General features: G+C 37.0%; 16 protein-coding genes and 1 tRNA gene. 6 read left to right on the forward strand and 11 right to left on the reverse strand.

What is annotated here, in order from left to right:
* Positions 1–237: 237 nt before the first annotated feature.
* The 11 genes from M23134_RS13585 to M23134_RS13635 all read right to left on the reverse strand — a co-directional run bounded on the left by M23134_RS13585 (position 238) and on the right by M23134_RS13635 (position 14244).
* The gene (locus M23134_RS13585; RefSeq protein WP_002696984.1) at positions 238–987 is read right to left on the reverse strand and encodes a shikimate dehydrogenase family protein; all 750 of its coding nucleotides are present in this window, start codon (positions 985–987) and stop codon (positions 238–240) included.
* A 32-nt stretch (positions 988–1019) separates the two neighbouring features.
* A complete protein-coding gene (locus M23134_RS13590; protein ID WP_002696985.1) occupies positions 1020–1943 on the reverse strand; it encodes a DUF368 domain-containing protein in 924 nt (307 codons plus the stop codon).
* 127 nt (positions 1944–2070) lie between these two features.
* Positions 2071–2832, reverse strand: coding sequence for a phosphosulfolactate synthase (locus M23134_RS13595; RefSeq protein ID WP_002696986.1), 762 nt, complete (start codon positions 2830–2832; stop codon positions 2071–2073).
* Between the two features lie 15 nt (positions 2833–2847).
* The gene (locus tag M23134_RS13600; RefSeq protein WP_002696988.1) at positions 2848–4248 is read right to left on the reverse strand and encodes a tetratricopeptide repeat protein; all 1401 of its coding nucleotides are present in this window, start codon (positions 4246–4248) and stop codon (positions 2848–2850) included.
* Positions 4249–4680: 432 nt separating this feature from the next.
* Positions 4681–5667, reverse strand: coding sequence for an NAD-dependent epimerase/dehydratase family protein (locus M23134_RS13605; RefSeq protein ID WP_002696990.1), 987 nt, complete (start codon positions 5665–5667; stop codon positions 4681–4683).
* 37 nt (positions 5668–5704) lie between these two features.
* Entirely contained in the window at positions 5705–6445 is a 741-nt protein-coding gene (locus M23134_RS13610) for a tyrosine-protein phosphatase (protein WP_002696991.1), read from the reverse strand.
* Between the two features lie 11 nt (positions 6446–6456).
* On the reverse strand, positions 6457–8910 hold the full coding sequence (locus tag M23134_RS13615; protein WP_002696992.1) for a polysaccharide biosynthesis tyrosine autokinase: 2454 nt from the start codon (positions 8908–8910) through the stop codon (positions 6457–6459).
* A gap of 29 nt (positions 8911–8939) precedes the next feature.
* Positions 8940–9731: a polysaccharide biosynthesis/export family protein gene (locus tag M23134_RS13620; protein WP_002696993.1), complete on the reverse strand. Its 792-nt coding sequence runs from the start codon at positions 9729–9731 to the stop codon at positions 8940–8942.
* Positions 9732–9822: 91 nt separating this feature from the next.
* On the reverse strand, positions 9823–10953 hold the full coding sequence (locus M23134_RS13625) for a glycosyltransferase family 4 protein (RefSeq protein ID WP_002696994.1): 1131 nt from the start codon (positions 10951–10953) through the stop codon (positions 9823–9825).
* 181 nt (positions 10954–11134) lie between these two features.
* The gene (locus M23134_RS13630) at positions 11135–13177 is read right to left on the reverse strand and encodes an OmpA family protein (RefSeq protein ID WP_002696995.1); all 2043 of its coding nucleotides are present in this window, start codon (positions 13175–13177) and stop codon (positions 11135–11137) included.
* 89 nt (positions 13178–13266) lie between these two features.
* Complete coding sequence (locus tag M23134_RS13635; RefSeq protein WP_002696996.1) at positions 13267–14244, reverse strand: hypothetical protein; 978 nt, start codon at positions 14242–14244, stop codon at positions 13267–13269.
* Positions 14245–14706: 462 nt separating this feature from the next.
* Here M23134_RS13635 and hflX point away from each other — a divergent pair, with 462 nt between their 5' ends.
* The 6 genes from hflX to M23134_RS42070 all read left to right on the forward strand — a co-directional run bounded on the left by hflX (position 14707) and on the right by M23134_RS42070 (position 20551).
* The gene (hflX, locus tag M23134_RS13640; RefSeq protein WP_002696997.1) at positions 14707–15852 is read left to right on the forward strand and encodes a GTPase HflX; all 1146 of its coding nucleotides are present in this window, start codon (positions 14707–14709) and stop codon (positions 15850–15852) included.
* Positions 15853–15893: 41 nt separating this feature from the next.
* Positions 15894–15965: transfer RNA gene (locus tag M23134_RS13645), tRNA-Arg, on the forward strand.
* A gap of 44 nt (positions 15966–16009) precedes the next feature.
* Positions 16010–16213, forward strand: coding sequence for a hypothetical protein (locus M23134_RS39825; RefSeq protein WP_002696998.1), 204 nt, complete (start codon positions 16010–16012; stop codon positions 16211–16213).
* A gap of 385 nt (positions 16214–16598) precedes the next feature.
* Positions 16599–18668 (forward strand): DUF262 domain-containing protein, encoded by a 2070-nt coding sequence (locus M23134_RS13655; RefSeq protein WP_002697000.1) that lies wholly within the window; start codon positions 16599–16601, stop codon positions 18666–18668.
* An 894-nt stretch (positions 18669–19562) separates the two neighbouring features.
* A complete protein-coding gene (locus tag M23134_RS13670) occupies positions 19563–20018 on the forward strand; it encodes a helix-turn-helix domain-containing protein (RefSeq protein ID WP_002697005.1) in 456 nt (151 codons plus the stop codon).
* A 191-nt stretch (positions 20019–20209) separates the two neighbouring features.
* Positions 20210–20551: a PIN domain-containing protein gene (locus M23134_RS42070; RefSeq protein ID WP_232296805.1), complete on the forward strand. Its 342-nt coding sequence runs from the start codon at positions 20210–20212 to the stop codon at positions 20549–20551.
* Positions 20552–21097: the final 546 nt, after the last annotated feature.

Genomic DNA, 21097 nt, shown 5'->3' on the forward strand with positions numbered 1-21097 from the left:
AGTATACTATTAATTTACTATCTTAAGTTTTTTTCAACTTAAGCCCTCAAATAGAATAAAGTTTTTAACTTTCGTTCACAAGCAAGCTAAAAACTTGCCTCTATTCTTAGGTATTAAGTCAGAAGACTTAAACCAGGAGGGTTTACAATTAACTGAAAATAAGTATACTATAATTTGTTAGTTGCCTATAGAACAGGGTGTGCCTAGCGCCTAGTCGCTAGAACCTTGTTAGGCTTTCTAACTATTCCAAATTTCCCAGGCTTTTTCGGCCTGAAGGTGCAGCATTTCCAACCCATTGACTGCCTTGGCACCTTGTGTCCCCCCCTTTTTCATAAACAAAGTTTGTTCAGGGTTATATACCAGGTCAAACAGCAAGTGTTGAGTGCCTAGTGCCTCATAAGGTAGTGCCGGGCAAGCATCTGTATGAGGATGCATCCCCAATGGCGTTGTGTTTACTATAATCTGATGACTTTCAATTAAGCTGGGGCTCACCTCTTGATAACTTATTTGCTGGGGTTGGTCAGTTGACGGCTTACGCGACACCACCTGGTACTTCAGGTGTAAGTCATCAAAAGCTGCCATGACAGCTCTTGACGCTCCGCCCGAACCCAAGACCAATGCCTGAGTGGTGGGCTCAAGGAGAATACTTGTATTGAGCAACGATTGTTTAAAGCCAAAGTAGTCAGAGTTGTACCCGGTTTTTTTTCCGTCCGCATCAATTTTAATCACATTTACAGCACCCACTTGTTTGGCTGAAGCATCTAAGTGATCCAACAAAGGGATTACTGTTTGTTTATGAGGGATGGTTACGTTTAACCCTACCAAATGAGCTGTCTGATCAATCAACTGAGGCAAGTCATCTACTGAAGGCAACGGGTATAACTCGTAATTTGCCTGAGCAATTTGTTCCCGCTCAAACTTTTCGCTAAAATACTTTTTCGAAAAGGAGTGGGAGAGGGGGAAACCGATCAAACCAAACTGACGCATATTTTTTATTTTACTCGTTTGTTACTGTTCTTTTAATTCACTTGCTTAGGAGCCAATCGCTCTATAATATATACCAATGCAAAGCCTACTACTGCAAATATGATGGCATACATTAGGTAAGGGTCACCCTCAAATTGTGATGGTAAAATGCTTTTTTCAAGCAATGGTTTTACTTTGCCATGACTATCTGTGTAGGTTTCCAACACCTTTTTCCAAGGCCAAACCTTATTGAGTGAGCCAATCATAATACCAATTAAAAATATAATGGTAAGGTTGTAATACCTTTTCAACATCCAGCCCAATAAGTGAGAAAACGATAAAATACCTACAATACATCCGCTCATAAAAACAGCTATAATGCTGATTTTAAACTCTTTGAGTGCCGCTAGAATAAAAGTATACTTGCCTAGCAATACTAATATAAAGCTACCCGATATACCTGGTAAAATCATAGCACAGATGGCAATCATGCCAGCAACAAACACAAACCACATTGCTTCACTGGTTTGTGCCCCTGACGTAATAGTAATAAAGTAGGCAAGTACAACACCTACAATACCAGCCAGGATGCCACCCATCGACCATTGAGTGACTTGTTTGCCTACCAAGAGGGCAGAGGCAATGATAAGTCCAAAAAAGAAAGACCAGAGTTGGATGGGGAAGTGCTCTAACAAGTAGGTGAGCAACTTAGCCAATGACAACACGGCTATCATAATTCCCCCAAATACCGCAGCAAGAAAATTACCGTTGATTTTTTGCCAAAAATCACCAATTTTAAACTTAAGTAATAAGCCAAGTGCTTGTCCGTCTACTGAGCGAATAGAGTCTAGTAACTCTTGATAAATACCTGTAATAAAAGCTATAGTTCCTCCCGAAACTCCAGGTACTACATCTGCCGAGCCCATTCCTACACCTTTTAGAAGTAACAGCAGATAATCTTTGAGTGTTCTTTGCATGATTGCTTACAATGAGTGCATACCTAGCCCAAATACTATGGGTGTTTTGACTAGGTATGTATAATAAAGGTTTGTTAAATAAACAGAAGGGTAAAAGCAGTGAAACTATTCACTGCTCTCAATTTTTTTATACATCCAAAAAATGATTGAATGTATCGCCACGTAAACCTAAACGGAGGGTTTCTAAGGGGATAATATCGTTAGAAGCGATGTTACCCAAGTTTACATTGCTGCCAATTAACTTGATAAACCAAGCTTGTTGGGCTTTTTGGGGTGCTTCCCAGATAATTTTTTCATAAGGGATTTTGGTAAGTATCTCCTGTACCAATCCTGAGCGAACCTCGCCAGAAGAACGAAACAAGCCTACACTACCACTTTCGCGGGCTTCACCTATCACTTTCCAGGCGCCAGCATCCAATTCTGCCTGCATTAATTCAATCCATTGGTAAGGAGGAATAATTTTCTCGACATCTTTTGAGCCAACTTCCGAGAGCACTGTCACTTGTTGGGCAAGTGTGCTTACATATTTACACTTTTCTTCGTGTGGCAACTCTATCGATCCGTCAGATACTTCTGCCAACGAAAGGTTATACTTGTCCAATACCCTACGGTAGTCGTCAAACTGACCCCTTACAAGGAATGCTTCAAACAATGTTCCCCCAAAGTAAACCGGAATACCGGCACTTTGATAGACTTCTATTTTTTCTTTGAGATTGGGAGTTACATAAGAAGTTGCCCACCCCATTTTAACCATGTCGATATGAACACCAGCAGTCTCGAGCATATCTTCTACCTGTCTGATGCTCAGACCTTTATCCATAATCATGGATAACCCAATTTCGCGAGGTTTTACAGTACGTTCGGGCAGATTATTTAACGTATAATTCATGAACTAAGATATCAATTAAAGAGTCTTATATTGATCAATAATTTGATACAAAGCTTTTTGCGTCTCTAAGTCAGAGAAAAAGTCAAAAAGCATTGTATGTTTATCAAAGTCCAAAATTAAAGCATTTTCTAATAAATTAAAGGCTTGCTTGTATTTTCCTGTACTTATAAGGTAAGCTACTGCCCGATAATGTATTTCAGCGTTTTCGGGGCATTCATCCAGTGCATCCAGCACTACTTCGGTGGCTTTGTCTATGTAACCGTGATCATACATAGTGGTTGCCCACTTAAGCCATACTATGGGATTGTCAGGGGCAAGGTTACTGGCTTCTTCGTAAGCATCCAAACTACTGAGGATATTGCCCATGGCAAATTCAGCGTCAGCAATGGCCAACCAGTAGTTTTCGTTGATACCATTGATTTGAGTAGCTTTTCGAAAATAATGGAGTGACTCATAATATTTATTGAGCGAAAACAGGCATAAACCCGCCCTAAACCAGGCATCATCCCATAGTTTATCTACCTCCATTGCTTCTTTATAGTGTGTAATGGCAGCGTAATACTCTTTTTTGAGCTCAAAAGTATAGGCAAGCTTACAGTATAAATCAGCTGAGAACGTTTCATGTAACAAAGCCGTTTCAAAAGCTTTTTGTGCCTCGTCGTACCGTGAAAGTGTGATATAAATATTGCCTATTTCGATATACCCTGGGGCAAAATCATCCTTAATCAAAGTAGAATACTCATAAGCATTCAGGGCGTCTGTCATATTACCCAATTTGGCATAAGTCATACCGAGGTGGTACCAAGCCAAAAATGAATAAGGGTTTTCATCTATAAATTTTTTATAGTATTCCAGACCATCTTCCAGGTTTCCGGTAATATCTAAACAATAGGCAAGCTCAAGTACTGCTGCCTCATTGTTTAAGTTGTGTTTCAAGGCTTTTTTATAAAACGCAATTGCCTTGTCATAAAAACCCATACTTTGGTAAGTATAGCCTATGTTGTACAGTAACTCGTCTTTTTCGCTGGCAAACTTTAGCAAAAAGCCATACACATCTATTGCTTCCTGATAATTGCCTAACTGCACATAAATATTTGCTTTCAAAAACAAAGTATCATAGTCGGTAGGTTGGAAGGTGCTTATTTTTTCTACTAATTCCAGCGCTTGGTTATATTTGTCAAGGTGGGTAAGTAAGTGGGCTTTTTCAAGTAATAACTCCATCGAGAAGGGGTACTGATGGCTGGCTATATTACAAACCTGCAGAGCTTGCTTTATTTTGTTTTCCTGGCGATAATAGGTAATGACCATTTCATACACCTGAACATCAAAAAAATGTTGCTCATCATTTTCGAGCATCTGTTCAAACCTCTCGACCACCTCTAAAACATTGTCGTCATTTTTGAAATCATCTACCATATTGCTAATAAATATTTGCTCATAGAATTGTTGATAACTTATTCAAAGATAGCTAAAAGAAATAGAATTTACTTACTGTGTGTAATAATATTTAGATTTAAAGAGCATTCTATAAGTGCAAATTTGCAAATGTGATAATTAAAACTATTGCTTTAAAATATATGAATATTGTTAGAAAAGAATGAGTGATTATACTGTAGTACCCAAAGTATGCCAGTTTTGATAATTGAAAATATTAATACTTTTATTATCAGTGCTTTACGTAGATAAATCTGATTCATTATAAATAGGTAGCCTGGGTTGTCTCTTGTATACTCATAGTGTGCTTATATCACACAAAAATGCTTGCAATATCTCTCTGGAATGCTGCAAATGGAGTAATCATTGGTTACAAAATGGCGTTTTTTTGATAAGAAAATTACCACTATCCAATCAAACACTTAAATGATTGTACTGAGCTAATTCTGTACACGCCCAGTCTATACTTTCCTGAAGAGGCTTGAACTTAAAGTTGAGGGTGTCAATGATTTTATTATTTTTATAGTAAAAATGTTTTTGTGACATATAAGCAGTTTCTTTGCTAATGAAAGGGGGCTTACGGGTAAAAAATGATTGTAATAATGCTCCACGCCAGGCGAACGCGGCAATAAGTGGGGTAACTTTTATATAAGGCGCACGCTTATTGAAAGTTTTTGCAATCTTCTCAAACAATTCTTTGAACGAAATATTTCCAGCGTTTACTATGTAGCGTTCTCCAGTATGCTCTCCAACAAACAACTGATATACTATTTCTGCTACATCCCTTACATCTACATAGTTGAGACTACCAGCTGCATAAAACTTCTTCTCGTCCCAAACATACTTAAATAACTGAGTACTGCTGCGTTCCCATGGGCTGGGTCCCAATATCAACGAAGGATTTACCACAATACTGTTTAAACCCTCTACATGTCCACGCCATACTTCCATTTCTGCCAAGTATTTGGTTTGGGCATAGTGCGTATTAAATTTTGAAGGTTCCCATTGAGCTTTTTCGTCTATTACCTCAGTATTTTTTCTTCGTCCCAATGCTGCTACTGAGCTTATAAATACTAGCTTGTCTACGCCTAATTCCAGGCTGATATTTACAACATTGGCGGTACCCTCTATATTCACCTTATACATCAAATCCTTGGTCTTAGGAGTAAAAGACACAAGCGCGGCACTATGAATTACCTGTTTTGCTCCCTGCATTACATCATACAGTCGTGATACATCCAGCACATCACCCTCTACCCATTCTATTTGGTCTTTGATATCTGTCAGGTAATGCAAATTGCTATCCTTACGGCGTAAAGCCCTCACAGAGTGCCCGGCAGCCAATAACCGCCGGGCAATAAAACTCCCTACTAAACCGCTGCATCCGGTAATAAAAATCATAGATTAACTTATAATGGTTTGAATGCCGGAAAGTTAATTAGAGTTGGTTATTAATTAAAGTAAGGTGCTGTAATTTTTGGTAATATTTCTTTTTTTGTATTCTCCTTAGGCTTTCTATATGGCGTTTGCCATGGCAGTCAGAACCTGCCAAGTTAACCATTTTGTTGTCTATCAGCTTTTCTGCTAGTTTTTGGGCAGGTTTGCCATAATAGCCTTCCAATGAGTTGAGGTTAATTTGTAGAAGAATTCCTTGTTTGTGTATTCTTTTCACAAGGTCAAAGTCATTATGTAGGTAAGTGTAACGCTCTGGATGCGCCATTACTGGTTTGTATCCTTGAGTTTGCAGCTTGAACAAGACATCAAAAAACTGATTAGGCTTATTCATAAAAGAGGTCTCAAACAATAAATATTGTTCGCCAAAGGTAAGCAAAGGTACCTTTCGGTTTACCTGATGTATAAACCAGTCATCCATATAATATTCCGCCGCAGCGTCTATTTCAATGTTAACCTGGTGTTCCTTGGCTTTGCTTCGTAGTCTTCTGAGTTTTGAATGAATTATCTCAGGAGTATTCCTGTAAAAGTCGCTCATAATATGAGGAGTAGTAATGACTTTTTGATAGCCCAAGGCTACAAATTCTTTCAATAACTCAATTGATTCTTCATAAGTTTTCGAACCATCGTCTATAGCAGGCAAGAGGTGTGAATGGATGTCTGTATGTATAAAAGGTTCAGACTTTTTTGAGCGGATGGTTGATTTATGTTTCCATAAATTCAGCATAAATTTTATTATTATTTCTTTCGCTTAAATATTGATAATAACCGAAGAAGGAAGCTTTGTTTGTTAGATTTATCTTCATAATAGCCACCGCCATAGTATCTACCATAGCCATAACCATATTTGTATCCTCCGTATCCAGTCAAGTGTTTTACTGAGTTCAGAACGATTGATAAGTTGTGGAAATTGTTAGACTGCACCAATTTGTCTATTCCTTTGCCAAATATTTTGCGTGAATAGTGGGCTTTGACTACGTACAATGGTACGTCTACTCTTTTCATAATCAATACTCCATCTGTTACCAAGCCTACTGGAGGAGTATCAATAATGATAATATCATAAATTTCTTTCAATTTTGCCAGTAAATCGTCAAAATCATTTCTTAAAATTAGTTCTGAAGGGTTGGGAGGAGTAGGACCAGCTGAGATAAAATCAAGTGTATCGATGGGTGTTTTTTGAATACAATCTTCAATGACATTTTGCTTGATCAGGATATTGCTTACCCCTTTCTCGTTTTCTACATCAAAGGCTATATGTAACTTGGGTTTGCGCATGTCGCAGTCTATCAAAATTACTTTTTTGTCAGACATGGCAATAATGCCCCCTAGGTTAGTAGCTACAAATGTTTTTCCTTCCCCACTGATGGTAGAGGTAATAGAGATGATTTTAGCATCTTTGATATCATATAAGTTTTGTCCTTCGGGCAAAATAAACGCCAGGTTTGTTCTTATCGAGCGTAGTGCCTCATTGAGCGATGACTTAGGGTTGAGGTGTACCAATAGCTTGGTATACTTAAGTTTACGGTGTTTGTACCGGGGGATAGTACCTAGGATAGGGGCTTTGGTTACACGTTCGAGTTCTCTTAAATTTGTTACTTTGTTGTGTAATAAATAACGAATCACTACTAAAGCCAAGCTCAAAAACAGACCAAAGCCACCTGTTATACCATATATTAGCAGGTGTTTTGGAGAGATAGGTATTTTAGGTAAATTGGCGTTAGATAAAATGACAAACTCAGGAACAATACCTGCTTCTGAAATGCCAATTTCTGCCTTTCTGTTGAGCATTTGCAAGTAATACCCCTCATAAATCTTATATAATCGTTCTACCCTTTTATACTCAGCTTCTTGAGCTGGCAGTCCCCCAAAGTCAGCCTCAAGCTCATTGATTGTTGATTGAATAGCAACTATTTTTTTGTATATATTTTTACGCACTCTGGCCAGCAGTTTTTGTACTTGAGTGCGTTGTAGTTCAAGCTTTTGATTAATGTCTTTAACAACAATGGATGAACCAGTGGCTTTGAGTGCCAATATTTTTTTGTTTTCCTGTAGTTGATTGAGTTTACTTATTAGTGGTTGTAGTTGGCCTAAACCTTGAATGGGGGTGGTTAAAGTGGGTAAAAACTCAGATAAATCTCCTTGTTTGTTTACCAAATCATCCAATTCTTTGATGGCAGCCAATTGCTCATTAAAAACGATTTTTTCTTTGATCAGTTTCTCAATTTCTTTGACAGATTCTTCTAATTTTTTGTTTACATCATTGGTTTTAAATTTCAGCATGAAACTTTGTATTTTAGCTTCATACGTTCTCATGCTGTCTTCTATTTCTCCCAGGCGTCGGTTAAGATATGCCTTTTGCTGAGTATTGGCTCTTTTTTTATTTTCAAGTGTTTTATGCAAATAAATGGTGTCTATTACATGTACAATATCCCGTGCTTTTTGAGGGTGATGATCTCGAAAATTTATCCCTATAATCCGAGCACTTTTATTAAGTATACCTACTTGCAAATTGTTATTTAGATAGCTGATAAGAGCCTGCCGACTGTTAATTTTAAAGTAAAAGGGGATTTGTCGAAAAGCAGGTTTGTAAAAAGAGGTTTTGATTACCTTGAATGAGTAGTAAGAAGTAACTATTGGCTGGTCAAACCGATAAGTTTTTTTGACTGTTTGGGTTCCCAGTACATAAGAAAGCTGAAAACGTTGATCATCGATAATCTCAATGTTGATGTTTTTATCTAAAAAAGCGTCAGATTTTACTTGGTGGTCTATTACTTTAAATGGAGGGTTTTTGTAATATTCAGCATCAAGAATATTGCCTTGTTGATAGTAACTTATCCATAAATCCATGGCATTGATTACATCATTGAAAATAATCTGAGATCGGATAAATTCTATTTCTCCTACAAGATTTCCCCCCGAATAGCTTCCACCTGGGATCAATCCCTTGATTCCCAACATACCTACTCCTTCGTCCTTAATCGCCAGTTTTAGGGTAGAGCTAGACTTATATACTGGCTTGGTATAACGCAACCATAAATGGCCTATACTTATGGTAAATAGGGGTAATAAAAGCATCCAAATAATGCTTTTACGAAATATTTCCCACACTTTCTCTAAATCCAATGCGTTGAGAAAATCATCGTCTTCTGAAGGAGTATTGATGTTTGGTATGTTACTTTGATCTGTCAAAATAGAGCTTATATAATGTTATAAACCAATTATCTGCTTAATGAAATAACCAACAAAATAGTGGTTATCAAGCTTGTAAAAACAGTTAATACAGAACTTACGTCGCGAAAGGACTCTATAAATGGGCGGCGAATAGGCTCAATATATATGATATCGTTAGGCTCAAGTGTAAGGTTGTGATAGGTTAACCCATCTATTGTTGATAAATCAATAAGAAAAACCTTAGGATTCTGAAGGTCTCCTCTGATCAGGCGAATGTTATGAGTTTTTAAATCGCGACTCATGCCTCCTGTAGCAGCAACTACTTCTACCAGGTTTACTTTTTCGTTGCGTAGAGGGTATAATACTCCTTGATTACCCTTTAGTACAATCACTCTTTTATTGGTATAGTTGGTCAAGACAAAGGGTTTTGCATAAAACTTACTGTATTTTGTTTGTAGCAAGCTATCCGCTTGGTTTAGGGTAAAGCCTTCAAGGTGTACATTACCCACCATAGGCAGTTTGGCAAAACCATCTTGTTTGACAAGAAAGCTAATATCTTTGAATTGATTCTGGAGTTGATTGTTTGGGTTATTATTGTTGTTGTTAGTAATATTTAGCTGTTGTATAGAAGGGGGCAACACAATGATTTCTCCATCATTAGTGTAAACACTTACACTAATGAAATCATTTTTTTGTATGGTATAATTTTTTTCAACTTGCTTTGTAAGCTTAGTTAAATGTTCTGATAAATTTTTTGACTCTGTTCTAAATAGTTTAGGGTTGTAAGAACGACAAGCTCCCAAAAAAGCTAGAATCCCAATTAGGTAAAGATTTTTCATAAACAATCACTCTTAGCATAAATGCGAAATTAGCTCATTCATGAAACAATACCAACTTATTAAACAAGGCTTTACCTAAAATGTAAGAAGGTTAGTTTAAAACAATTTTTTTGCTATTTCCAAAATGTCTGATGGTGTCCATATACTTTTGTACCACTAGTTTTTCATCAAATTCTCTTTCTGCTTTTTTTCTGCTTTCTTCTCCCATCAACATCAACTCTTCGTCGTTTAACAAGGTCATTTTTTTCATTTTTTCCGCAAAATCTTCGGCATCTTGAAGCCTGCATAAAAAACCGTTGACTCCATTATCAATAGTTTGCTTACAACCTGGCACATTGGTGGCAATCAAGGGTTTAGACATGCTTGCGGCCTCAAGTAAAACCCTGGGGGTACCTTCACGGTAGGAGGGAAGTACTACACAATCGGCCTTCACTATCATCTCTTGTACATTATCAGATACTCCAAGGTATTCTACTAAACCTTCGGCTATCCAGGTGTCCAGTTGTTTTTTAGGTACTCCCAGGTTGGCGTCTTCTTCTATAGCACCCAGCAACTGAAAACGAGCGTCAATGCCTTGGGCTCGCAAAAGCTTGACGGCTTCTATATACTCTAAAATACCTTTGTCATAAATTAAGCGAGCTATCAGTAAAAAAGTAAACTGATTATTTCGGTTAAAGTCGCCTGCTTTGAACTTGTCTAATGGAATACCCGAACCAGGAACAAGGTCGGTAAGTCGGGGGTTGATGTATTTTTCTGCTATAAATAATGAAAGGTCGTCTTGGTTTTGGAAAAAAACTTTTTTGGGAAAGCGAAAGGAGAATTTGTATAGCATGCGGGCTACCTTCGACGAAAGGCGTTGTTTTCTTAAAAACACAGTGCCCAAGCCACACACATTGTTTACTACTGGTATATTGAGCATAGAGGCAGCCAAGGTGCCATAAATATTGGGTTTTATAGTAAACTGGAGTACAACATCAGGCTGCGTTTTTTTATAAGTATTATAAAGCCGCCTCATGTACTTTAGGTCTTTTAATGGATTTGATCCTTTTTTTTCAAGGGCAACCGGGTGAAATTCACACCCTATATTTTGTAAGTATTCAGAATATTTATCGGTAGGGGCTATGGCCAACACAGTGTGTCCTTCTTTCAGAAAAGCCTCTATTAACCCTCTCCTGAAGTTGTAGATGTTCCAGGAAGAATTCAGTACAATTGCAATTCGCATGTGTCCTTTTGGGTGATAGTTCGAGTAAGAAATGAAAATGAATAAGTTATAAAAATCAGTAATACATACGAAACGTATGAAATAGTGTTATATTTTTTGATGGTGCTTCAAAAATTAATTAAGCTTTTAAAGCACCATGTAATGTTTGGAATAAAAGATGTGAAAGTTTAACTATTTAGGTTTAATCTTTTAGGTTTACTTTGATTACTATGCCATCTACTCTTCGGTTTAGCGCCCTGCCAGTGACAGTAGTGTTGGTGCCTAATGGTTTGGAGTCAGCATACCCTTTGAACACCACCTGAGCGGCTGGAATACCTTTTTTGTTGATAAGGTAGTTTATAACAGCTTGTGACCTTCTCTTTGCCAAAAGGTTGTTGTACCAGCGGTTACCTATATTATCTGTATGGCCTGATATTTCTACTACCATTTCTGTATATTCTTTTAAGTAGTTTGCTATACTATCGAGATGCGAAATATACCGAGGTTGAATTTGATAACTGTCGAAACCAAACAATACTTGCAAACCTAGTTTATCTCCTGGCTTTATTTTAGTAAGCGGGATATCTTCTTTTACTGGTGTGGTAATATTAGTAGGAATATTTACTTCTTTTTTGTATTGGTAGAACCCTTTCTTGCGAACAAGTACCATGTAATTTTTACCCGTTTTTATCATAGTAGCTTTATAAACACCATTGTCACGGTCAGAACTTACTTCTTCTGATACACTTGTGTTGTTTTCTTCGGCAGTTTGGGTGCTGCTTTTTTCATAAAGCCTGACCACAGCCTTGATCTTATCTTGGTTATCTTTATTGCTTATTACCCCCATTAGCAGCACTTTGGGCTGGGTTTGCAATATGCTATCTCTTTTCTTCTTTTCGGGTTTAAGTGCTAATATATTGTCACCTGTAGGATGGTAAATTTCATAAATATCTTTCTCTCCTTCTGTGTCTCCTTTTACCGAGGCATAATACCCCCTCATTCCGTCGGCTGATATTACAAAGTAAATATCGTCAGCGCTGGTATTTATTGGGTACCCCATGTTATACACTTCGCCCCATTTACCTTCTTTGTTTTTGTTGGTAAAAAAAATGTCATACCCTCCCATAGACGAGTGCCCTTCAGAGCTAAAATACAAGAGTTTACTGTCTGGCATAATATAAGGAGAGTCTTCGTTATAAATCGTATTTACTTGTTTCCCAAGGTTTACTGCGTCACCCCATCTGCCTTTTTCATCTTTTACACTCATGTAAATATCTAACCCTCCAAAACCGCCTGGGCGATCGCTGGCAAAGTACACAGTGTCTTTGCTGCGAGTCATCGTGATAGAAGTTTCACGATATTTAGAGTTAATGTTTTTACCCATCGACTTTGGTTTTTTCCAGGTACTGTCTGATTTATCCAGCTCCGACTCATAAATATCACCTGCCCTGCGGTCTTTGTATAGAAACAGCGTATTACCATCTTGCGATAACGAAATACTGGCATCGTGGTATTTGGTATTTATTTTATTGCCAATATTTTTTGGGGGGCTCCATTCTTTCCCATTTTTATAAGCAATGTATACATCTTCAAAGAAGTGATCGTCAGTAGCATCTTTTTTTCCTCCTGTGGTGCCTTTACGGCGAGAGGTAAACACCAAAAATTTTTCATTTTCAGGAAAAATAGGAGCATAATCAGGAAACTCGGAATTAATCTTTTTACCTACATTGCGAATCTTTACATACATAGGTTGTTCTATATAAGCTGCGCCATAAGTACACTCTTTGATCCTCTTGTCGCAAGCTTTTATGCGTGCTTCCAGTTCGTAATTGTTAATAGAGCTCTGACCATTTTGTACAAGTGTTGCATACTCTTTTTTGGCAAGATTATAATATTTAATTGCATCAGCAAAACGATTGTTGTAGTGGTATGCTTTGCCTAGTACAAATTCTATGTGTGGGTCGTGGTTGTTGTCTTTGGCATACACGTTTTCCAGATAAAAAACAGCGGAGTCTTTTTTGAGCGTACGAAGGTAACATACCCCAAGTTGATACTGAATTTCTAAATCACCAGGTTTCTTTTTGAGTAATTGAAGGTAAGCGCGTTTGGCGGCTTCGTAAGACTCATATTCATATAAGTTTTTTGCGTCTAAAAACTCACGGTCACGTTGACTGTAGGCAGAAGTTTGCCATAGTAAGGTAACTAAAATACTGAGTATGAAAATATTTTTGTATTGACCTTTCATTGCTTAAATGTTTTAGCTATTAGTTGTGGCTAAGCTAATTAAGTAGATATTTTTTAAAGTAACGGTTGAATGATAGGGCATTGTTTGTGTTAGAATCTGCGTCGTCGGTCACGATCGAAGCGTGGGCGACGGAAAAAGTTACCCAGAATATAGTATATATGAAACCCTGTGACAAGGTAAGTATCTTTTTCCTGAGGGTTGCCTCTTATTTCGCGGTCTGAAGCAGCCAGAATAAACGCCCGCTCTTTGCCCGTAACGGCTGACCTGACCTCTAAAGTACGGTTGGACATGGCTCTAGCCAAATCGCTCTGAAGCTCGGCTGCTACTGGATATTTTCCGCTCACGTCGTCCAGGTAGTCTGTCAGTGTAATGCGTAAACCTATTTCGGCAGCTATATCAATGCGTTGGTTGATTTTCCATCTAAACCCAATGCCTACCGGAAACACTGGTTGGATGAGCTTATAAGGCGACTCATAACCGGGCTGCCCCGATTGCTGCCCCTCTGTGCCCAGTGGTTGCAAAGCTACCCATTCGTTGCCAAAGTTTAAGGTGTCAGGTGTTTTGCCTTTAGGGTTGTGTCTAATCAGACCTATGCCTGCAAAAATGTAAGGAGTCCAGCGTCTGCGTTCGCGGATCATACGGCCACGTGCCCTTGGCGATTTGGAGCGTATGACAGTGCGTCGTGAACTAGGGAAAATATCAAACATTCCTATTACAGAGAATTCGGTAATGTCATTGCGAAAGTGTAAATTTCTGGCATAACGTGGTCGGTGCTCTGGTTTAAAAACTGCAGCTGATATAAAGTCGTCACCTCGTAAACGTGCCCATCCTAAATTTGCCCTGACATGGATGCGACGTCCAAATTTTCGAGAAACATGGATCATAAAACTAGGACGGGTAAACTTAGGGTCTGCGCCAGCGTATTGAGTCCAGGGGTTAAGGTCTCCAAAATAATTCACTGCATTTACCTGTCCTCCTATAGCCCAATAATTTTGCGATTGAACATCAACAGATAAAATGCCTATGAAGAATAAGGCAAATAAAAATGCTTTGTAAAATAAATTCATGACATTTTTGTATTAAGGTAACGCTTTAACTTAGGTATGTAAGAAATTGAAGGTTATGAGGAACTAAAAGTAACAATAAAAATGAATAATTACAATACTGTATTTATTCTTTGCACTTCTTTTGTGTTAAAGCGAAAATTGTTTAATTTACTTATTTTATTCATTACTATGCATTTAAGACATACATAATAAAAAAATATTTTGCTTATTTTGCAAATGATGAAGCATATTTTTGCAAATCGTGTGTGTGTATGATTACTGTATAAATTACATCAATATTCATATATTATTATGCAAAGATGAGCATTTATAACGTTATTTGAAACATTCAATATGTTAAAATATTTGGTTGCCAGAGAAAAAATAGAGATTTAGATTTTTTTTAGTATCTCTTTACAATACAAACGCCTGCAAAGGCCAACAACAACATTAGTATTTTATAAATTAAACAACTATTACTGCGTGAAAGGACCTTATTCAACTACCAAATCACAAGAAACTGCCGTATTAGTGGCAGTCATCAGAACCAATCAAACCGAAGAAGCCACTCAAGCCTATCTGGATGAATTAGAGTTTTTGGCAAAAACTCTGGGTGTTAAAACCCTTGCCAATTTTACCCAGCGTTTAGAGACCCCCGACAAAAAAACCTTTGTAAGAAAAGGAAAACTTGAAGAGATCCATGCCGTAGTTGAAGCCGAAAAAGCCGATATGGTTATTTTTGACGATGATTTGAATCCTTCGCAAGTACGTAACCTTGAGCGTGACCTGGAGTGTAAAATATTGGACAGAAGCTTACTTATTTTAGATATTTTTGCGCTGCGAGCCAAAACCGCCCAGGCAAAAACTCAGGTAGAACTGGCTCAGTATCAATATGTATTGCCACGCTTGACCAATATGTGGACTCACTTGTCGAAACAAAAAGGGGGGATTGGAATGAGAGGCCCTGGTGAAACAGAACTTGAAACAGACCGGAGGATTATCAAAGACAAAATTACTTTGTTGAGAAAAAAGCTCGACAAGATTGACTTGCAAAATGCTACCCGACGCAAAACCCGTGGACAACAGGTAAGGGTGGCCCTGGTAGGGTATACCAACGTAGGCAAATCTACCATTATGCAACTTTTCTCTAAGGCTGATATTTATGCTAAAAACGAACTGTTTGCCACAGTAGACTCTACCGTGCGTAAGGTCGTTTTTAACAATATTCCTTTTTTGCTGACCGACACAGTAGGTTTTATCAGAAAACTGCCCACTACCCTCATCGAGAGTTTTAAATCTACCCTTGACGAGGTACGCGAGGCAGATATATTGATTCACGTGGCAGATGTGTCTACCTCGTTTTGTGAAGAACAAATAGAAACTGTAAACAAAACCTTGTTAGAAATTGATGCGATCGACAAGCCTACTATTTTGGTGCTTAATAAAATAGACCTGGTAGACGAGATGCCTGCTTGGGTATCTTCTCTAGAGTACGACAATACCGAAGTAGTGGTAGTGTCAGCACAGGAAAAGCAAGGGATAGACGAACTCAAAGCAAAAGTTTTGGCCTTGGTAGAAGAGAAATTTTACAAGATATTTCCAAACTATACAAAAGATTCGCAATTTTGAGTGACTGATTGACTAGCTCACCTGCAAAGGTGGGCTTCAATGGCCCCGTAGTTCAATGGATAGAATAGAAGTTTCCTAAACTTTAGATACAGGTTCGATTCCTGTCGGGGCTATTTTTTATTACCAACACAAAAGCAAACAAGAAAAAGCTACCATTATGGCAAGCCTACAACCTGCCACCCTCAACCCCGATTATTTATTGGCTTTGCTGCACCGTGCAGGGGTGTCTACAGTAGAGCTTTTGCAACAAGCCCCGCAAGCTCAATTAATACCAGTAGCTAATGAATCAACAGCCCGATGTACCCAACCCGACCCCCAACGAACCAACAGCCAGCGAGCCACCCCAAAAAGCAACCAGTAGCTAATGAACCAAAGCCCAATGTAACAACGCCCCAAAAAGCACCCGTGCACCGTCCAAAGGAAACTATGAGTGTGTGTATGAATTGATTGATCAAGGGGGCTTAACTAGTGCTGACATAGCCACCCTTTGCAAATGTTCTGAGAGTACAAAAGGAGCGCAAGAAGGGTAACAAATGATAGGCAGCAAAACGGCAAATTGTAAGGGCAATTCGCTGGTTTTGAGGCAGAACATAATAACACAAAGAAAAAAAACGATAAGTGATAAAAAAATAGTATCATTGTGCAATTAGCTAATCAATGGTAGTTCTTTGTTATGATTTTGTTTTAATCAAGAATAGTTAGGCAAGCACGAAGAGCACTAATATTATTTATTAATACTTAATGTTATGGAAAATACTCAATCAATCCGAAAACTAGTAGAAGATATTGAAAATGGTTTTAGTGTATTGCCAGAGTTTCAAAGAGATTTTGTCTGGGAGTTGGGTAAGACCCTTGATTTATTTGACTCCTTGGTAAAAGATATTTTTATAGGTGCTATTATTTATGGTATTCCCAGCTTTGACATTACAGTAAGAGAAATAGATAGTAGACCACGTAAGGTTAAAGGTAAAAAAAGAAAATCCTTAGAAACTACCAACTACCTCAAAGAAGATATAGAAGCAAAACAAAAAATTTCTAATGATGCCTTTAAGTTGATTTTGGATGGACAACAAAGGGTAACATCCTTATACAGGGCTTTATCAGGGATAGACGAAATCTGGTTTATTGTAAAAAATGATGAAGATATTACTTCTGACGAGGTTCAAAAAAAGAAGTTTGAAGATAGGATTTTAGAGGAGTTGTTATATGCCTTTGATGATAGTTCAGATGCTCAGAGAATTTCTGTTAAACTATCTCATGTTTGGGATCAGGTAAAAAAGAACTACAGAGAGTCAATAATAGAAAAAGATTTTTTTCATCCTACTAGATACTACACAAATTATGAAGATGATCCAGGTTTTAACTCAAATGATGCTTTTGAGAAATATTTAACTGTTACTGACAAATTAAAAGATTTATTCAAAGCAGAAAAGCTTCTATCTTTTTATCTACTAGATATGTCAATGGATAAGTTTGTATTATTCTTTGAAAGAAGCAATAGTCGAGGGGTTCAATTAAACTTTATCGACATTTTAACTGCAAAGTTATATATTGGCTTTAATCTTAAACAACATATCAACGATTTTAAAAGTGCTTATCCTAAATATAAACTAAACGAGGAAATTATTGTAAGAACTATTGCATATTTGGTCAGCAATGAGCAAAAAGGTAGTACAGAGATTAATCGTAGTTTTATTCTTACCAAACTTACAGCCGAAAATTTTGAAAAACACTGGGGGAGTATTACAAACTACTACAAGTTAGTTCTTGACTTTTTATATCAAAACCATTACATAATTTCCCAATCTTGGATACCTTATGAAAATATGTTGATACCACTAATGATCTTCTTAAGAGAAATTGGAGGTGATTTTCATTTAATGACTCAAGAACAGCAAAAGTTTATTCGTTATTGGTATTGGGCTTCTATTTTCTCACAACGTTACACAGGTTCATCCAATGAGAAAATCATTTTAGATGCTACTACACTTTCTAAAATTGCACACAACAACAAAATTACTACACGAACATATTTAAATAAACTTGCTAAATCACAGGTTACAAATGAAGAAGACTTATTTTCTTATAATAAGAAGGCAAGTTCTGTTTACAAAGGTGTTTTAAATATTATAAACTTTCATAATAAAGGTTTTCTTGATTGGAATAACACTAATAAACTATCTTTCAATAGCCAATTGGAAGATCATCATATTTTTCCAAAAGACTATATAAAAAAGAATTATGCTCCTGAAGATGATGCACAAGATCAAATTGATTTGGTGTTAAATCGCGCTTTAGTGCCTAAATTATTAAATATTAAAATTGGTAATAAAAAACCTTCAGAGTATTTATCAAAAATTAAAGAAAAAAATACAAACCTTAAGGCTAGCCTACAAAGCCATTTAATTGACAAGGAAATTTTGACGGGTAGCTATGACAAAAACTTCAATTTTTTCTTAAGCTTGAGAGCAGAAGCAATTTTTAAAGTTATCAAGCAAGAGATTTTAGATAAAAAAGAGGAAATCCAAAAGGAGTTTTATTCAATACCTCAAGTTGATTCAACAAAAGAAATAGCCATTTTTGGTAGTTATTACAAAAAACGTATAGAAGCTCGTTTTAATACCAAAACAGGTTCAGTTTTTTACAATGGTAAGCTATATGAAACACCTTCCAGTGCAGCAAATCAAGCAAAAATTGATTGTGGCGCACATAGTGGTATAACATCCAGCGGTTGGACTTTCTGGAAATTTATAAATGAAAATGATAATACTGAAGAGCAAATAGATGTACTAAGAAAGATTTCTGAGGCGTACTAATTAAACAATAAGTACCTACTCTAACCCATAGAACAGGTACCTAAAAACCACAAGGCAAAAGTTTAGTAACTTGATACAATTTTTCAATGTCCCCTAAGAATTTAGGTTCGCAAAACTTTTGCCTTATGCCAAAACTACCAACATTCCCCACCTTATACGACAATGCATTGCAATTTTCAACCATTGATTTAAAACGTTTGGGTATACTCAACCCCAACAGCTTACTTTTTAAATCGCCGGGGGGTAAGCAAACAAGCCAGTATTTCTATTTTTTGCCCCCCAACCATACGTTGATCTTAGCTACAGCATTAAACAAAGAAAATATGACTACAAAATAAATCTAGTGGCATTGCAAAAGCTTATAGGCTCATTTATACGAAATAAAACGAAGCTATAAGGCTGCAAGGGGTGGGTGCTGGTTGGTCACAAAAGGCAAGTTTTTGAAAATGAAAGCTTGCCTTCTGCCTTTTTTTGAACGGTTATCAAAAATTTTTGCTTTTTTTTGAATTAGCCAGTACCTATTACAAAAAATAGGGTTATTTCGTACCCTTATTCGTACCCCTATTTTTTTAATGCCTACATAACACATTGACTTTTAATGTATTGTGAAATAAGGTGTTAGCTCTGTCGGGGCTGTTTTTTATTTTACCTACCTTTCCTTACCCTTACAAAAAAACCTCTCAAATAGCTTTAAACGTTGTTTTTGCTTTTGTGCCCTATTTGTAAATAAATAATAGTGTAGCATTCTCTGAACTACCTTAAGTAGTGCTTTGATTATAGTCAACCTCCCCTTTGCCTAACTTTTGGTTATTACTGTTTTTTGTACACACTAATTATTACCCCTTGTAAAAAAACATTGTTTCGTTTATTTGTAATTAAAACAACAATAAAATTATGGCAAATTTTCAAAAAATTGACAAGCCTTCAAAAGAGGAGCAGACAACAGCATTACATTCATATGATGCCCTTACCACGATGCTAAAGCAAGTAAATTCACGCACAGTAGAAGTAGAGGTAGAAGAAACCAAGCAGAAGGTTCAAATTCCTTTGAGGGCATTAAAATTATTGGTTAAAGTACTCAAGGCAATGGGAGAAGGAAAGGCGGTGTCTATAGCGCCAGTCGAGGCAGAGGTTACTACCCAGTCAGCAGCCGAGATTTTGGGTTGTTCACGCCCACACTTGGTTAAGCTACTCGAGACAGGTGAGATTAAATTTACTAAGGTGGGCAGGCATCGGAGGATAAAGATTGAAGATGTGATGGAATACAAAACAAAGATGAAACAAGACCAGGAAAAAAGAATTTTGGAAATGATGAGGCTAGATGAGGAGGACGGATTATATGATTCATAGCCAAAAATTCACTTGTGTTTTAGATACCAATGTAATTTATCCAATCACAATACGAGACCTGCTATTCTGGCTTGCCTACTTTGACTTGTATACTCCAAAGTGGAGCAAGCATATATTTGATGAGTGGCAAGATGTTATGAAAAGAAATAGCCAAACGTATAGAGAATGCAAATAAAGCATTTCCCTTTGCGTTGGTTGATAATTATGAGTCTTTAATTGAAACTCTTACACTGAAAGATGAAAAAGATAGACATGTTTTGGCAGCTGCAATCAAGACGAATGCAAACCTTATTGTTACAAACAACATCAAAGATTTTCCAAATGACTATTTGGCTACTTTTGGTTTGGTAGCCAAAAGTGCGGATGATTTTATTACTGATACCATAGACTTAAACCCAGACAAGGCTGTACAAGCGTTTTTGAAATTGGTCAGTGGCAAGAGAAACCCACCCATGGATGCCTACCAAGTGTTAGATAATTTTCGGAAAGTGGGGTTAACGCAATCAGCGGATTACTTGCATTCTCAAATTTGAATATCCAAGACGGCTCAATGTTCTTTTTGTTTAATTGCCTAAGGCATTAGTTTACTTTCTGGCGTACATTTTAATGGGTATATATTTTCTTAGCCAGGAGGCAAGCCTTGAAGTAAAACATAAGTAAGAAAACGCCTTACTTTCAGCAGCCTACAGCACCGCATATACAAGCATGGGGCAACCTAAGCAGTTTGTCTTTATTTTATGACTTCAATGGAACAGCTTAAGTTCAATGGGGGAGGGGCGACTTACGGTTCAGGATGTGCAGCATACAACCAAATATTTTAATTAAAAGCAGGGATAGAATAGCTTCTTAAAAAAAAACTTGTATTTTTGCCGCCCTAAAAAAGTTTAAACTATGCTTTAAACTATATCCAAATACCAACTACCATATCAAATACTAAATAAATATAAGTAAAGAGTATTTTAACAGCCTTTTGCTATTGATACTTAATTTTGTTAAATTTAGAGAGTATTGTTATGGCAGTTTGTCAACCAAATAGCCTTATCAACAATTCAATCATAATTCATTCCTTCAATTACTCT

Source organism: Microscilla marina ATCC 23134, assembly GCF_000169175.1.
GTDB classification, from domain to species: domain Bacteria; phylum Bacteroidota; class Bacteroidia; order Cytophagales; family Microscillaceae; genus Microscilla; species Microscilla marina.

What these genes read in the sequence shown, in the direction of transcription:
- M23134_RS13595 (WP_002696986.1), bottom strand. Translation starts at nt 2,832, where the DNA reads ATGAATTATACGTTAAATAATCTGCCCGAACGTACTGTAAAACCTCGC.
- M23134_RS13635 (WP_002696996.1), bottom strand. Translation starts at nt 14,244, where the DNA reads ATGAATTTATTTTACAAAGCATTTTTATTTGCCTTATTCTTCATAGGC.
- M23134_RS39825 (WP_002696998.1), top strand. Translation starts at nt 16,010, where the DNA reads ATGGCAAGCCTACAACCTGCCACCCTCAACCCCGATTATTTATTGGCT.
- M23134_RS13585 (WP_002696984.1), bottom strand. Translation starts at nt 987, where the DNA reads ATGCGTCAGTTTGGTTTGATCGGTTTCCCCCTCTCCCACTCCTTTTCG.
- M23134_RS13590 (WP_002696985.1), bottom strand. Translation starts at nt 1,943, where the DNA reads ATGCAAAGAACACTCAAAGATTATCTGCTGTTACTTCTAAAAGGTGTA.
- M23134_RS13620 (WP_002696993.1), bottom strand. Translation starts at nt 9,731, where the DNA reads ATGAAAAATCTTTACCTAATTGGGATTCTAGCTTTTTTGGGAGCTTGT.
- M23134_RS13625 (WP_002696994.1), bottom strand. Translation starts at nt 10,953, where the DNA reads ATGCGAATTGCAATTGTACTGAATTCTTCCTGGAACATCTACAACTTC.
- M23134_RS13670 (WP_002697005.1), top strand. Translation starts at nt 19,563, where the DNA reads ATGGCAAATTTTCAAAAAATTGACAAGCCTTCAAAAGAGGAGCAGACA.
- M23134_RS13600 (WP_002696988.1), bottom strand. Translation starts at nt 4,248, where the DNA reads ATGGTAGATGATTTCAAAAATGACGACAATGTTTTAGAGGTGGTCGAG.
- M23134_RS13655 (WP_002697000.1), top strand. Translation starts at nt 16,599, where the DNA reads ATGGAAAATACTCAATCAATCCGAAAACTAGTAGAAGATATTGAAAAT.
- M23134_RS13630 (WP_002696995.1), bottom strand. Translation starts at nt 13,177, where the DNA reads ATGAAAGGTCAATACAAAAATATTTTCATACTCAGTATTTTAGTTACC.
- M23134_RS13605 (WP_002696990.1), bottom strand. Translation starts at nt 5,667, where the DNA reads ATGATTTTTATTACCGGATGCAGCGGTTTAGTAGGGAGTTTTATTGCC.
- M23134_RS13610 (WP_002696991.1), bottom strand. Translation starts at nt 6,445, where the DNA reads ATGCTGAATTTATGGAAACATAAATCAACCATCCGCTCAAAAAAGTCT.